The organism is Methanolobus sp. WCC4, assembly GCF_038022665.1.
GTDB lineage: Archaea > Halobacteriota > Methanosarcinia > Methanosarcinales > Methanosarcinaceae > Methanolobus.
Genome location: NZ_CP150629.1, coordinates 1,742,055 through 1,756,254, shown reverse-complemented (window position 1 = coordinate 1,756,254; position 14,200 = coordinate 1,742,055). Strand labels below are relative to the sequence as shown.

15 protein-coding genes are annotated in these 14,200 nt (G+C 43.0%); 2 read left to right on the top strand and 13 right to left on the bottom strand.

Annotated elements, in window-relative coordinates; all coding sequences use genetic code 11:
* The 12 genes from V7O63_RS08420 to V7O63_RS08365 all read right to left on the bottom strand — a co-directional run bounded on the left by V7O63_RS08420 (position 1) and on the right by V7O63_RS08365 (position 11,608).
* Positions 1-771 (bottom strand): hypothetical protein, encoded by a 771-nt coding sequence (locus tag V7O63_RS08420; protein WP_340818000.1) that lies wholly within the window; start codon positions 769-771, stop codon positions 1-3.
* Between the two features lie 18 nt (positions 772-789).
* Complete coding sequence (locus V7O63_RS08415) at positions 790-1,887, bottom strand: ATPase domain-containing protein (protein ID WP_340817999.1); 1,098 nt, start codon at positions 1,885-1,887, stop codon at positions 790-792.
* Positions 1,884-2,249: a hypothetical protein gene (locus V7O63_RS08410; RefSeq protein WP_340817998.1), complete on the bottom strand. Its 366-nt coding sequence runs from the start codon at positions 2,247-2,249 to the stop codon at positions 1,884-1,886. Before V7O63_RS08410 ends, V7O63_RS08415 begins: the two co-directional genes overlap by 4 nt.
* Before the next feature lie 8 nt (positions 2,250-2,257).
* Positions 2,258-3,175 carry a hypothetical protein gene (locus V7O63_RS08405; RefSeq protein WP_340817997.1) on the bottom strand — a complete coding sequence of 306 codons (918 nt, stop codon included), beginning with the start codon at positions 3,173-3,175 and terminating at the stop codon, positions 2,258-2,260.
* 33 nt (positions 3,176-3,208) lie between these two features.
* Positions 3,209-3,739, bottom strand: a complete 531-nt coding sequence (locus V7O63_RS08400; RefSeq protein ID WP_340817996.1) for a hypothetical protein — start codon at positions 3,737-3,739, stop codon at positions 3,209-3,211.
* A gap of 271 nt (positions 3,740-4,010) precedes the next feature.
* Complete coding sequence (locus V7O63_RS08395) at positions 4,011-4,913, bottom strand: hypothetical protein (RefSeq protein ID WP_340817995.1); 903 nt, start codon at positions 4,911-4,913, stop codon at positions 4,011-4,013.
* A gap of 30 nt (positions 4,914-4,943) precedes the next feature.
* On the bottom strand, positions 4,944-6,020 hold the full coding sequence (locus V7O63_RS08390) for a histone deacetylase (RefSeq protein ID WP_340817994.1): 1,077 nt from the start codon (positions 6,018-6,020) through the stop codon (positions 4,944-4,946).
* A complete protein-coding gene (locus tag V7O63_RS08385) occupies positions 6,017-8,038 on the bottom strand; it encodes a histone deacetylase (RefSeq protein WP_340817993.1) in 2,022 nt (673 codons plus the stop codon). Before V7O63_RS08385 ends, V7O63_RS08390 begins: the two co-directional genes overlap by 4 nt.
* A 91-nt stretch (positions 8,039-8,129) precedes the next feature.
* A complete protein-coding gene (locus V7O63_RS08380) occupies positions 8,130-9,083 on the bottom strand; it encodes a hypothetical protein (RefSeq protein WP_340817992.1) in 954 nt (317 codons plus the stop codon).
* Between the two features lie 132 nt (positions 9,084-9,215).
* Complete coding sequence (locus V7O63_RS08375) at positions 9,216-9,905, bottom strand: hypothetical protein (protein ID WP_340817991.1); 690 nt, start codon at positions 9,903-9,905, stop codon at positions 9,216-9,218.
* Between the two features lie 64 nt (positions 9,906-9,969).
* Positions 9,970-10,749 carry an archaellin/type IV pilin N-terminal domain-containing protein gene (locus V7O63_RS08370; RefSeq protein WP_340817989.1) on the bottom strand — a complete coding sequence of 260 codons (780 nt, stop codon included), beginning with the start codon at positions 10,747-10,749 and terminating at the stop codon, positions 9,970-9,972.
* A gap of 52 nt (positions 10,750-10,801) precedes the next feature.
* The gene (locus V7O63_RS08365; protein ID WP_340817988.1) at positions 10,802-11,608 is read right to left on the bottom strand and encodes an archaellin/type IV pilin N-terminal domain-containing protein; all 807 of its coding nucleotides are present in this window, start codon (positions 11,606-11,608) and stop codon (positions 10,802-10,804) included.
* Positions 11,609-11,774: 166 nt separating this feature from the next.
* Between V7O63_RS08365 and V7O63_RS08360 the strand changes: the two genes are divergently transcribed.
* Together V7O63_RS08360 and V7O63_RS08355 are read left to right on the top strand one after the other, a co-directional pair.
* Complete coding sequence (locus V7O63_RS08360; protein ID WP_340817986.1) at positions 11,775-12,575, top strand: hypothetical protein; 801 nt, start codon at positions 11,775-11,777, stop codon at positions 12,573-12,575.
* A complete protein-coding gene (locus V7O63_RS08355) occupies positions 12,568-12,930 on the top strand; it encodes a hypothetical protein (RefSeq protein WP_340817985.1) in 363 nt (120 codons plus the stop codon). Before V7O63_RS08360 ends, V7O63_RS08355 begins: the two co-directional genes overlap by 8 nt.
* A 486-nt stretch (positions 12,931-13,416) precedes the next feature.
* Here V7O63_RS08355 and V7O63_RS08350 read toward each other — a convergent pair whose 3' ends face one another.
* Positions 13,417-14,199 carry an archaellin/type IV pilin N-terminal domain-containing protein gene (locus V7O63_RS08350; RefSeq protein WP_340817984.1) on the bottom strand — a complete coding sequence of 261 codons (783 nt, stop codon included), beginning with the start codon at positions 14,197-14,199 and terminating at the stop codon, positions 13,417-13,419.
* Position 14,200 lies beyond the last annotated feature (1 nt).

Below are 14,200 nucleotides of genomic sequence, written 5' to 3'. Positions count from 1 at the left end.
TCATACGAATGATTCAAGTTTGTGTTTTATATCCGGTATCCATTCGGACTCACATATCTCGGCTACATAATCTCCATGCAATGGCCTGATCTGGTCATTGATTATCATCTCAAGAAGAAGTGGCCACAGATCCTCTGTCATCCACTTGGGGGACGAAGCGATCTCATTGAATGCCATTGCAAGCACCTGTTCGACCTCACCTCTGCCCATGACACTTGTTATCTTTTCCTTGATATCCGCAAGGATCTCCATATTCTTCTTGTATTCTGATGACTGAGTGTACATCTCATCGAACACTATCTTGGCAAGGATTCGCAGTTCTTTAGCTACATCCTCAGGGTAAGCAGCAAGCTGCTCTGCCGACATAGGCCTCTGTTCGAAGATATGCTGCACCACATCCCGGGTCACTTCGATCCTGTGCATGTTAGCTGCAAGATCAGGAGCCCCTGTAAAGAGAGAGATCAAAAGTGCTCCACGACCAACTGAAGAGAAGATAACAGTACCAAAGTCATACTCGATCACAGACTGTTTCAGTCCCATTGCAAGCTGCTGGCTCACATGCAGGAGGTTGTGGCTTATAAGATTTGTAAGTTCGAATATCTTAGGGCCTATACTATCCGGTATGTAGGATGCGTAGATCCTTCCGTCAGCACCCGCGAACAGAAGTACATCCACATCACTGGATTGGTGTGTCCTTTTCAGTTGTGCGACCAGGGCGAACTTCAAAAGTGAAACGTCCTCAAGGTCATCTTTTGTTTTTTTAACTGACACGTCAATCCACCTCTTGCATCATTGGACCAGTTCTTCCAGCTCGCTCAGGCTGTCTATCTCAATAAGACCTTCTTCGCCTTCCGGATCAGAAACAACCGCATCATCCTGGAAATCCGGCATGACAACTTCGTCTTCTACCTGTAATGTCCCACCGGTAATTTCAGCTATATCAAGATTGGTCTCCGGAGAGCTAGCTTCGATCTCTCTTCTCTTCGCAAGCTCCTCTCTGGTCACAGCATCATTGAGACCCTGGGATTCGAAGAATATCTGAAGGGTTTCCTTTGGAGAGAACGGATAGGACCAGTTCTCCTTGACATAGACAAGGCGTTCCAGCATCCGCTCGCTGGCTCCGATATCTGCAGCGGTCCTGATGGCCTTATCGAACACATCATCATACTTGCGCAGATCCTCAGCAGATACCAGCGGGGTCGTCCTAACAACAACACCCACACCACGGACGAATATGTAAGGATAGACCTCTTCACCATGTCTTGTGGCACGCATCTTAACGATCTCAAGCGCCCTGTTAAACGCACCTCCGATCGGCCTGTATGTCAGGTGGACCGCACCATCTGACATGTAGATAGGGATGAGTACATCCTCACCAATGGTCTCACCCGGAGCTGCATGTTCTTCCGTTGTGATCAGAACAGGCCCAAGCTGCTTCAATGTATAGAAAAGCTTTGTGATGATCTCACGCTGTTCCTGTTTGTCCTGTATGGCCCATATCAGAGGTGTCAGCGGGTCGATGATGACACGGGTCTTCACCGAATAGTTCTTGTTCGCTTCCACAAGTGCAGGCAACTGCTCATCTACGAGCTTTACAAAATCCTTACCCTTTGAGTGAAAGAAGAATAACTCTTTATTATAGTATTTATCAAGATTGAATCCTAACATCTTTGCTTCACGCATGATCTGTTCAGGAGGCTCTTCCATACTAATGTACAGACCATTCTCCCCGTGTTCAAGACCATAATTAAGATATTGCATTGCAAAAGTAGATTTACCGGTACCACTTGATCCTACGACAAGAAGTGTCGTATTATCACGTACACCACCTTCAATTACCCTGTCAAGACCTGCAATGCCGGTTGGTATCCTTTTTTCGCCGCTCATTTAAATTCCTCCGGAAATTCCATGTCACCCATGATATCAGATCCCTGCATCTCCGGCTCTGAGCCTGGATGAAGTGAACCATCCTCGATAGAGAGCACAAGGGATTCATTACTGTCAAAAGGAAAACTCTTCTCTATGTATACTGATTCTATGGAATGTCCCATTATTACCATGCTTTCACTGATATCCATCCATCCGGTCTCGTTCTTCTTAACGACACCTTTTAAGAGCACATTGTTGTTATTGGGATCGATCCTTACGCACTCGCCCCTGTAATGAGAGTTGTATGTGATCACCCTTATGAACTCACCAATAAATTCTCCCAGATGATCATTGTGTGAAGCTGATCTGTAACCTGCCATTTGTATCACTACTCATTCTTTTTCATTTTAGCAAGGAGTTCGGCAAAGCTGTCTGTCTTTTTAGCCTCTTCCTGCAGTTTCTTAGTTTCTTCGGAGACAGCTGGTTTCGGGGCCGCCGGTGCAGGAGACTGTTCTGCCTGTATCTTATTGGCCATCTCACCAAAAGCACCACCAAATGTATTATGGGTCTCAGCGATGGAGGATAGTTCCTCCTTGAGCTTCCATGGCGGATCGAATACCTTTTCCTCTACATTCATACTGCTTGCGAACTGCATGTAAGCACTGCCTATCTCAGAGAGCTTACCCTTTTCCAGAAGCTTGTAAACGGTAAGTGCCTTCACACGTTCCATGAGCTCGTCCTGCTCCACAGGTGGTCTTACACCGGAAAGGATCATCTTGTCATTCTTATCCAGCATTACCTGATATGCAGAGATCGGCTGAAGGTCGACCTTGAACTTGCACACAGGGTCCCCGTTCTTGATACACTCTGTTTCCTCGACCGAACATTCAAGCTCGAGTTCTTCCCTGAAGAAACGGTGAAGCGCATCCGTAGTGGCAACACAGACCTTCTGGTTGTTGAGTGCAGGATAGAAGTTACATACCGGATTATTGGGAACAGCGTAGATGTAATGCATCGGCGCATATGAGATCAGCTGCATGCTGCCAAGACCGATCTCCTTGAAGAAGTCCATGTGGAATTTATAAAGAGAAGTTGACCTGATCCCATCGATGCTGATAGCTTTGAGGAACTTTCTGGTCTCGCTCCACGGTACTTTGGACCGTGGGAACCTTTCGCTGATGTTCTGCTGTAATTTCAGCAAAGCACCAAAGGCACCCATTGACTGACCGAAACTACCTTCGGACATTGAAGGTGGTCCGCCACCGCCTGAATTCTGCATAAATGGAGGAAGGCCCGGGTCGGTCATTCGTATACCTCCATCTTTATGATCATATCCATTTCACATCATCTCCCTGATCTGTTTGTGACCCTGTTCTGTAAGCGTTCCTGAAGTGTCGCACAGGCCCTGTTCCCTCAGATTCTTGAAACTGTTTGCCAGTGTCTCGTTATCTACACCGATGAAGAAAACGAGCTTTTGCAGGTCGTTAACTCCTGTGGACAGCATGTAAAGGAGCTTCTTGTCAACGTCAGAAAGGGATTGTTTCTTAGGTGGTGTGCCGCACATAGGCTGCAGATAGGCTTTGAGCGTGCTTATTATCGCTTCGTTACCTGCCAGTAATGCTGTGGCTGATGCTGTTGCTCCTTCTACTACCGATGATGGCTGGAGATAGTCTATCAACAGGATGTGTGAAGTACCAATTGTCCGCTGGGCTTTCATGCGGATCGGGTCGGTCACTTCCCTCCCTACCATCGTGACGTTTTTCAATGGAATGGTCAACCATCCACCACCCTCTGAGAACCACAGGTTGAGGTTGGTAAGATAGAGGACACCCTTCTCCCAGTTATCTGAATAAAGGGAGGTTCCCATCATTACTGCTTTATAAATGTAAGTCAGATCTACTTTTGCAATTCCCTGCTCTTGAGCCATATGGAAGGACCCCGTACAAATAAATTATATATTAAGTATTATAATTATGACATATATTGTATTGGCTCTATTAATAATCTTCTGTTGATCAGAGGATTTTAGCAACTTTTGCGTAAGCAAAACATGTACAAAAATATTAACAGATTGAAATACAGAAAATATAATTAAAATTAAAAATGAATGATATAAAACAAAAAAGATAGGAAACTCTACTTCATTTCTTCTTTTGCTTCAGCGGCAGGAAATATCTCTCAACATGACATTCGGTACAGATAAAAGCAGTACCTGACCTCTTACCTGTCACCTGGTATTTGTTCACCACAGCATGACCGCACTTGCATGGGGACATCATCTTCTGTTCACCGATGAACTTACCATCGAATATGAACTCTTCCTCCGGATCTTCAGGAGCTGGTTCGACTTCAGGGGTTTCAGGCAGGATCTCTCCTACCTCTTCAGTAACTTCACCTGCAGAATCTCCGGGATTATCCACGAGGTCACATTTCGCTGTTGATGCCACTGGATCGAGATCATTCTTTGCAGCTTCAACACACATCTCCTTTGGGAACATCTTCTGCCTGCATGCCATGATATTCTCATTGAACAAAGAAACATTATCACAGAACACTGAACCCTTATTGCCTTCCTCAAGGATCAGATAACCCGGATGGTCAGTGAGATGTACAGGAGAACTGTACGCAGGTTCTTCGAAATTCATGGATTCGAAGAACAGTTTTGCGGTACTGTTCACAGGTTTGGTTATAATATGACCTATAAGGACCTTTGAGATAAGGAAGAACATGCACTTACCCATACCCTTTCTGGCAAGTTGCGGAGAGACCTCGATACCGCGAAGAACATAGACAGGTCTGCCGTCCTTTGAGGGAGAGCTCCATTTCTCATTCATGGACCATCCTACAACCGTGTTCCCGGACATAGCAAGAACCAGAGCAACCGTAGGTCTTTTAAGCCAGCTTCTGAAATTCGCCAGATAGTCGGACATGCCCAGATATTTTCTGAAATAGCTGAACTCACCTATCTTCAACTTGTCAAGCTCAAAGGCATGCTCAAGTTTATAGAAAGTTATCCCATCTTCTGTTTTTCCAAGCTCGAACATATTACCATCTATTCATCAAAGTGCAGTACCTTAAATATGGTTCCACGGTCCCCAGTAGGACTCCAGCCTCATCTTCAGGTTTGAGAGATTTTTGTCGAAATCCTTCCTTGTGCCTGCATGCCTTGAAGCAAGCAGATCGATCAGGTCAACATCATCCTTAACGTTATCCATTCCAAGCAATGCACGAATGACGACGGATGTCAGAAGACCAAGGTCATCATGATAGCCACCTTCAAGTAGCGATACAACGTTCCATTTACTTGCAAGTTTAAATATTATTCTGTAGTAGCCATTAATTGTCAGGTTCAATCTGGTCAAAGGTTCCTTGTGGTAAGCATCAAAACCACACTCAAGTATGACCAATTGAGGATTGAACTTCTCCAGAACCTTTTCCACAATCTCATCATAGAATATCCCATATTCAGGATTGCTTGCTTCAGGTGGCATTTCCATATTGATGCAAAGACCAAGTGCAGGCCTTACTCCAATATCACGGATGAAACCCTTATGAGGATACAGGGTCGACTGATCCTGATGAACAGATATGCAAAGCACATCGGGATCATCTTCGAACACCGAATAGGTCCCATCTGATGCATGGGCATCGATATTGAATATTGCGATCCTCTCAAGCCCGTATGTCTTCTGGAGATATCTGGCAAGTATACCGGAATTATTGAAAAGACAGAATCCACTTGAAGCCTCAGAAGCCGCATGATGACCAGGCGGACGCACCAGCGCAAAAGAATGAGTGCACTTCCCCCTGGCTACCAGATCCCCGGAATTCAGAACGCATCCCAATGCCTGTAAAGCTACATCCAGCGATGAAGGACAAACGTATACATCATTTCCCGGGCTTAGCGCACTATCCTTTGTGCATGCTTTCAGATGATCGATATATCTTACATCATGAACACGCAGTATATCCTTTAACGAAGCAGGTTCAGAACTATAGAAACAACACCTTTCACCATCGACCAGATCACTGCTTTCAAGATAGTCCAGAATACCCTTCAACCTTGATGGATTCTCAGGACATGGAAAACCATTCAGCTTTGAATCATGAAGATGGTGATTCTCATTGAACGTAAGGCCAACATTGATCATTGGGACACCTGTGAAGAAAGTACCGGACTATGCTTTTTCGATTCCTCTACTTTTTTCTTCGTTTGCTCGAATATCTGTTTTTGCTGGGTCACCTTATAACTTGACATCTCCTGACGGTCACTTACAGGATTTGGTTTGCCGTGAAGGGAATTAAGGACACTATGGCACAACTGGCCATTGGAATCGTGATAACCACCTTCCATAAGGAAGACCATCGGACCATCGAATACCGAGCGCACCTTTGTGGTCAACTGATGATAACCTTCAGAATCAAGAGCCAGGCCGATGTTCTTTTCTTTATAGTATGCATCAAAACCGCAGCTCACTATCAGGAAATCAGGTGAGAAATGACGTATCATGGGTATGATGGCCTCATCAAAGGCCAGCATGTATTCCTCATTGCCGGAACCTTCAGGCATCTCGACATTCAGAGTGTACCCTTTACCTGCATTCTCCCCGATCTGTGTACTGAAGCCTTTACGTGGATAGAACCCGTGAGGATCACGGTGAGTTGACAGGAACATAACTGTAGGGTCCTCATAGAAGATCTCCATCGTACCATCGCCTGCATGGGCGTCCCAGTCAAGTATCAAAACTTTCCTGACGTTCCTGCACTTTTGCAGGTATCTTGCAAGAACTGCTGCATTATTGAAAAGACAGAAACCTCCATACTTCTGGGAACTGGCATGGTGCCCCGGCGGACGTGCCAGCACGAATGCATGGGAATATTCCTTATCTACCAGCAGATCGCCGGCCTTTATAGCTGCACCCGCTGCCATCTTGGCAATATCATAGGAAGTTGGTGTCATATAAGTGCTGTCACCAAGGAAACCCCCTCCTGAACTCGCATAGTTGCGAACGAAAGAGATATAGGATTCATCATGCACCCTCAAAAGATCGGATTCATCCGCCATCTCGAAGTCATTGAGAAGCGTGCATGTACCATCCTCAAAGACCTTACTCTTTTCCAGATACCACATGGCCTTGATAATACGTTCAGGTTTCTCATGAGTGTTCATGGAAAGGGAAGCAGCATCATGGCTTGTGTGGTCCTTGTTGTAAAGGAAAGCAATATCAGGTGTATCAAATACGACTTCTTCGGCCTTCTCCTGAGAAGTTTGAACAGATCGAACATCTTTCTTTTGAATAGGTTCAGGTAATGGTTCAGAAGAAGGAACTGAAGAAGGCCGGCGGATATCTGGCTTTTCGACCTTTTCAGCAGGTTCACTTTTTTTGACAACAGATACTTTTGGCTTATCTTTTGGAGTATTATCTACGAAAGATGGAACAGGTCTCGAACTGTCGTCCTTCAAAAGAGTTTTCCTGAACTCAGGTTTGATCATGACAGGTGTTCCTTCATCTTCTTTTGCTGGCATCTCAACAGGCACAAAGTCATTTCCAGTTCCTTTCAATTTGATATCAGGATCGGGAACCTTTTCTTCAACCGATGGTTCGTCCTCGGTCCCGGAGAGAATATCAGACAAATGCTCATTTTTAGTAACTGAAGCAGGAGCAGATGTTGTTTTAGGTTTCTTTTTCAGAATATCGGATATGACTTCGGAATAACGTCCTTCATCTTCATCTTCGGTCGGACCTTCATCTTCGGTTACTTCGATATCCACAGATTGATACTGAACATCATCAAAGACACCTGACAGAGCATCCGGAACTACAGGTGTTTCCAATACCTCCGATGTCTCAATATCTACAATGGCTTCAGTATCTTTTATCTCTGAAATGGCCGGTCGATCATTTTCAGGATCAATAACTCCTTCAATAGCAGTGACCGGATCCTCTGCGACAACATCCTCATCGGAATTCCCTTCCATATGAGCCTGTTTTTCAGCTATCTCTGAACGTACAAGCTCCAGGAGGGATTCTTTTTCAGATATGCTATCTGGCCCGGCAGTTGACCCATCTCCATCCAGATAAGAAGAAAAAGCATCATTCAGCTTTTTCATCAGATCAGAAGATGAGGGTTTTGATGAGGGATCCTTGTCGCTATTCTCCGATGACATCCTTATCGCCCTTGAATACTGCAAATATCGTAAATACTGCTAATTTCATAAATATCGTAAATGCCGTAAATACCATTCATCGTCTTAAAATTCATTGAACCTGGAGCCACACAGGATCAAGCACACCAATATACTTTGTACCCATGTAATCGAAAACCACAGTAGGCTCTTCGATCGATGCCCAGCCAGCAACTTTAGGCTTTACTATCCATGTCCTTTTCACGGTTTCACCGGGAGCAATAGTATCAAAGAACAGGTTCTCTTTATCTGCCTCAAGAGCAGTACCGAATTTTGCCTTTATCGCAAAGTTCTCATAGGGCTCCTGGGTAAAGTTCTTGACCCATACATCAACACTCGTAGCTTTTCCTACAGTTATACCCTGAGCAGGAACGAACCTGACGTATTGAGCTATGGACTCCTTCTGTATCGGAGTTGCACCAGAAACATCTACTGTTCTGCTGGCCTCCTTTTTCTTTGCCTTGTCCTTACGGTCCAGGTAGATACCGGCACCAAGCAGAGCAAATGCAAACACAGATATGACCGGCGCATTGTCAGCTATAGAATCTATAGGAGTAGAGGCAACCTCAATATCCACAAGATCAGCCTCATCGATAGTCAATGGTTCATTGAAAGCGACCCTTGTAACGATCCAGCCCAGGTCACTGTTCTGCAATCTGAAGTAGACAGGAATTGTAGTTGTAGTATCTGCCAGATTACCCATCTGGTCAAAAGCAGAAACACTGCACTCAGCAGTTGCTACTGCAAGGTTCCCGGAAACATTCAAAGCAGTTATCTCGATATCCTTTATCCCACCGGGTTCAATTCCTTTATTGTCGAAGATCATCTCAACGCTTGCCACAGCAAGAAAATCCTTCCCCTGATAATGATAATATGCAGTGTTAAAATCACCATCATTGATAGCATTCAAAAAGGTCACCACCATATCAGATGCTCCTTCCTCAGGAGAGCTACTGGAACAACCACTGCCTAATACAGAAACTATGACCATGAATATAAGAACTATTGATGAATATCTGGAAGTCATTCGAACACCTGAAATGAAATGCGTTTATGGCTAGATAGTAATTAAGTAATGTTTAATTAATATTAATAAAGCTATATAATGCAACAATAGTACTTAATTATATTCATTGCCATTGTATAAAATGATTATAATTTAAAGAAAGTGGTGTGTAGAAAAGAAATTATCGAAGACTGACAGGTCTGCGATAAATTGAGATATTCTGAAGTCGATCGAAACTGCATACTCATATGTAAGACGATCATCTACCATAAAAGAGCGAATACCACTTGAACCTTCAATTACAACCTTTCTGCCCTCTGAACCAATGACCGGACTTTCGATCCCATCATATGAAAGAAGCAGTGCACCCTCAGGAAGCGTAACTTTCATATCACTAATGGACGGATGACCAAGAACCCAAAGATTGTGATCACCTTTGGTCAATGAATTGTTCATTCTGTAGTCAACACTTACCTTTACTGACATATCTGAAGTATTAACGTTTCCTTCAGCATCATTGAATTCCATATTGAAAGAACCTAACGATAAAGCCATTTCATCATTATCGAGCAAAATATAACCCAGATACTGATACTTCCTGCCATCAAGGAACAGATCAACAAAATCATCAACTTCTGATGAATTCACTGATCCGTCACCATTTACATCCAGTCCACTTCGGAGTACTTCAGCATCTACACCTGAGTAATTCTCAAGTATTATAAAGTTCACAGAATCATCAGAAATAACTACATCATTTGAAAAAGTAGCTTCACCTGATGCAGTCAGTACAAAGCATAGCTGCAAACAGATAACGATTAAAAAGAAACTTCTTTTTGACATCTAATTCCCTCATGCGAAATAAGTAAGAAACAAATAAGAAATAAAAGAATAAAAAACAACCGCATCATGGATATAATGCGATCGTTTCCTTTGTACCAAATGATGATGGTGTTACAAATTCTGCAATTGTAGTAGCCCCGGCTTCAGGTGTCAGGACCATACTAACAGTCGCACGCGTTCCTATATCCAGATTAGAATCCTTTTGCTCTCCACTGACACTTATCCCATTGATCTCATTGTAGGAAAGATCCCCATCTGAAACAGCAGATACATAGATAGTCACCAGGTCACCGGTAGTCATAATAGGATTGCCCTGAGAGAATGAACCATCTTCATCACGTATCTTCTGAACTGTAAAGAAATACTGGCCATTTGTCCCGGGATCACTTTGAGTACCATTCAGGAGATAGGCGAGATTCACATCATAGGAAGCGGACGATGAGAAATTGTCCATAGCACTACCATAGGTCTTATCATTATACCCGTATAGAAGATCATTGGTATTGACCCCATCAGTGATACTGATAACAAGTTGATTCAGGTCGACCGCAGAACTACCAACATTCAAGCCCACTTTGATCTTTAGCAAGGACACGTTGCCTGAAAGGTTGCCCGAAGTCTTTCCACGAACACCTTCAATGCTTTTTACCACAAGGTTTGAGGAAACTTCCTGAGTTGCCTGTTTACCTGTGGATTGTGCCTGCTGCTGAAGCGTACCGGAAGTCTGTATCAGTACAGAGGCCGCCACTGCTGCGATCAGCACCATGGCAATGAATATGATAAGAGTACCTATGCCGACCTGAGCTACATCATTCTTTGAAAAGATATCAGGAACAGACATCATATAGATCTCCTGAAGATATCAAATGATGTGCAAAAGCACATCAATGATATGCTTATGGATATAGCTGTACGGTCTCCTTTACACCATAAGATGAAGGAGCTACGAAGTCTGCTGTTGTTGCTGCACCTGATTCTGGGGTCAGGACAATATTGACTGTTGTCCTTGGAACAAGATTAAGTCCGGAATCATCAAGTCCTGCAGAAACGTTGGACGATCCTACTGACTGATAATTTACAGCTGTATCGGCTGTTGTAGCAATATACAATGTAATAAGGTCACCAGTGTTCATAACAGGATTAGCCTGAGAGAATGAGGCATCTTCATCACGTATCTTCTCTACTGTATAGTATTTCTGAGAGTTTGTGAGTGTATCAGTAACAATTGTAGTCTGGTTTGTCAAAAGAGTCACCAGATTATCTGCTGCACTGTCTCCAAAGTAACCCATGCTTCCATTTGAAGCACCAGCTGATGCATAGGATTTAGTGTTGCCTGCATAAACGAGGTTGTTTGCAGTTGTACCATCAGTAATAGAAACAACTACCTGATTGACATCTACAGGAGAACTGCCAACATTAAGGCCAACTTTAAGCTTAAGAAGGTCAACTGTGTCAGACATCTCTGTTGATGAGTTCTTAGCACGGACACCTTCGATGGTCTTTACCATCAGGTTGGATGATACTTCCTGAGTTGCCTGCTTACCTGTGGACTGAGCCTTCTGCTGAAGTGTACCGGAAGTCTGAATCAATACGGCAGCAGCGACTGCTGCAACAAGAACCATGGCGATGAATATGATAAGGGTACCAATACCCACCTGAGCCGTGGTGTCTTTTTTCATATGTAGGACTTTGTTTGCTTTCATGTAAGATCCTCCTATAAAATCCAAATTATATGGATGTTTTTATATAACATGTGCTGATATATATAATAATTGGTTGGAAATATCAAACAGCAAACTTTGATAACCAAAGACCGGCAAGTATTATATATTAACAATGTATAAATAAAATATGCACGAGAGGGATTAGATGACAGCAGGATTACTACTGAATGCAACCATATGTTTTGCAATCACAATATCATCATTTGCTTTTGCATGGGTACTTGCCCGTAGTGAGCATGAGCATTCAGACAAAAGTAAACCTGCGCTCTGGGCACTTGTGATCCTATGGTCACTTGTAGGGCTTACATATCTCCCCACAACAGTGAGAATGATCGCTGCATATTTGGATATGCCAACACTTGATTTTATGATGTATAACCTCTCTATCATACCATTCTCATTTGTGACAGTGCCACTTGTATTCTTTATAATGTATGTTATCGTAGGCGACAAAAAGATAAGCGCATATACATCAATGCTCTTTGTTCTCTTCGGTGTTTCATACCTTGTGTTTCTTTACACACAGGGAGTGATAGGGCCGGAAGTATCGACATTCTCATCAATATTCATGATCAATAGTGATGTTGCAATTAATATCTACCTGATAGGACTCTTTGTCATACCTACAGCAATGATAATAGGACTCCTATTCCTCATATTCCTTCAACGCATGCCTAAACGATTGAGATACAGAACCGCATTACCACTTGTAGCAATCTCCTTTGTTTTTGATTTCATGCTCACGGACATGATAACCCTGGTGGACGCCATGCAGCTTGCAGCAAGGATATTTGTATTGATAGGGACAGTACAGGCATTCCTTGCTTACTTCCCACCATTGACCCTTCAGGAAAAATTGGGGATAAAAAAATACTCTTACGAATTATATGAACTTGAAGATGACATCGATGACGATATCGAGAGTGAGGATGATATCGATGTCTGAAGATATTGATGTAGAGTACGAGCAAAAGGTTGCTGAGTTCTACCAATCCCTGGGAATACACCAGGGACCAGGAGATATGCAATACAGGATCATACTGAGAGTACTTGGGAAGAATGAAGGAAAGATCACAGAATTCTCAGAGATCAGGAAGTACACTGACCAGTTTGCTGACAAAGGAAGCATTGGCAGCAAAATGAAAACAGTGTTCCAGCTTGAAGGACTTGTAGAGAAGGTCAAACGAGGCGGATATGCTATCACAGACAAAGGAGTGACCGCATATAATTTCCTCAAGGACAGCAATGCATTCTATAAAAAGACAAAGAGAATGGATGAGATTATCGAAAGAATGCCATAGATAATCCTATTTTATACCCAGCATTCACTTCCCACAATATGTGAGACTACCCCCTACACATATCCTTTTTAAAGTGCTAAGAAAGATAACCAGAAGAGGCATCACTGAAATAACTGCATAAACCAGACATCTTTAGACTGCAACAATATAGCCAGTCACGTTTCAGAGAGTTTATTAGGCCATTGGAAGAAATACTTACTCGAAACAACATATTGGTGAACGATAACTCTTATCGAAGTAATAACTAACATTTCTGAGTGAATAATACCCTGCCCCCTAAAGAGAAATGATCAGTAGCAGGAATGTTATAGGACAAATCCACTTTTAAACTTCACAAAAATACAAAGCAGTAAACAATTGGAAGTTTGGCTTTGAAGTAAGCAATGACCAACACTATAATGGTCAATATATGAAAAGATGTGGCATTAGTTAGAATAGAACAAAAAGTCACAGAATAAATAAAAAAGATAAGGTGAATCAATCACCTTATGGATAGAGCTGTATTGTTTCCACTGTTCCATAGGAAGATGGAGTGACAAAGTCTGCACTTGTTGCTGCTCCAGCCTCTGGAGTGAGCACCAGACTTACAGAGGTCCTTGGGCTTATTAAAAGACCAGTCTCCTTCATAGCAGCACTGACATCCAAAGAGCCTACCAGATCATATGCAGTATCACCTGTTGTCACAGTAGATATATAGATGATAATAAGATCCCCAGTGTTCATAACAGGTTCGCCCTGCGTGAATGAACCATCTTCATCACGGATCTTCTCTACAGTAAAGAAATATTTTGCATTATCCCCAGGAGTAGACTGAGTATCCGTTAAAAGCTCATCCAGATTTGCTGATGCATTATTGCTACTACTAAAGTTCGCCATTGCAGAACTATAGGTCTGTTCATTGTTTGCATAGATCAGGTTATTAGTAGTAGTACCATCAGTAATGGAGATTACCACCTGATTCATATCTACAGGAGAACTACCTACATTAAGGCCAACCTTCATCTTAAGAAGGGAAACATTGTCAGCCATACTTGTAGCATTATCTTTGGCCCTTACACCTTCTATCGACTTTACCATCAGATTGGAAGATACTTCCTGGGTTGCCTGTTTACCAGTTGACTGTGCCTTCTGCTGAAGTGTTCCTGAAGTCTGTATAAGAACCGCTGCAGCAACAGCAGCAACAAGTACCATTGCAATGAAAATAATAAGGGTACCGATACCAACCTGAGCTTTTGTATCCATATTGAATGAAGTTTTGTTTGCTTTCATA

What these genes read in the sequence shown, in the direction of transcription:
- V7O63_RS08415 (WP_340817999.1), bottom strand. Translation starts at nt 1,887, where the DNA reads ATGAGCGGCGAAAAAAGGATACCAACCGGCATTGCAGGTCTTGACAGG.
- V7O63_RS08410 (WP_340817998.1), bottom strand. Translation starts at nt 2,249, where the DNA reads ATGGCAGGTTACAGATCAGCTTCACACAATGATCATCTGGGAGAATTT.
- V7O63_RS08405 (WP_340817997.1), bottom strand. Translation starts at nt 3,175, where the DNA reads ATGACCGACCCGGGCCTTCCTCCATTTATGCAGAATTCAGGCGGTGGC.
- V7O63_RS08400 (WP_340817996.1), bottom strand. Translation starts at nt 3,739, where the DNA reads ATGATGGGAACCTCCCTTTATTCAGATAACTGGGAGAAGGGTGTCCTC.
- V7O63_RS08395 (WP_340817995.1), bottom strand. Translation starts at nt 4,913, where the DNA reads ATGTTCGAGCTTGGAAAAACAGAAGATGGGATAACTTTCTATAAACTT.
- V7O63_RS08390 (WP_340817994.1), bottom strand. Translation starts at nt 6,020, where the DNA reads ATGATCAATGTTGGCCTTACGTTCAATGAGAATCACCATCTTCATGAT.
- V7O63_RS08385 (WP_340817993.1), bottom strand. Translation starts at nt 8,038, where the DNA reads ATGTCATCGGAGAATAGCGACAAGGATCCCTCATCAAAACCCTCATCT.
- V7O63_RS08380 (WP_340817992.1), bottom strand. Translation starts at nt 9,083, where the DNA reads ATGACTTCCAGATATTCATCAATAGTTCTTATATTCATGGTCATAGTT.
- V7O63_RS08375 (WP_340817991.1), bottom strand. Translation starts at nt 9,905, where the DNA reads ATGTCAAAAAGAAGTTTCTTTTTAATCGTTATCTGTTTGCAGCTATGC.
- V7O63_RS08370 (WP_340817989.1), bottom strand. Translation starts at nt 10,749, where the DNA reads ATGATGTCTGTTCCTGATATCTTTTCAAAGAATGATGTAGCTCAGGTC.
- V7O63_RS08365 (WP_340817988.1), bottom strand. Translation starts at nt 11,608, where the DNA reads ATGAAAGCAAACAAAGTCCTACATATGAAAAAAGACACCACGGCTCAG.
- V7O63_RS08360 (WP_340817986.1), top strand. Translation starts at nt 11,775, where the DNA reads ATGACAGCAGGATTACTACTGAATGCAACCATATGTTTTGCAATCACA.
- V7O63_RS08355 (WP_340817985.1), top strand. Translation starts at nt 12,568, where the DNA reads ATGTCTGAAGATATTGATGTAGAGTACGAGCAAAAGGTTGCTGAGTTC.
- V7O63_RS08350 (WP_340817984.1), bottom strand. Translation starts at nt 14,199, where the DNA reads ATGAAAGCAAACAAAACTTCATTCAATATGGATACAAAAGCTCAGGTT.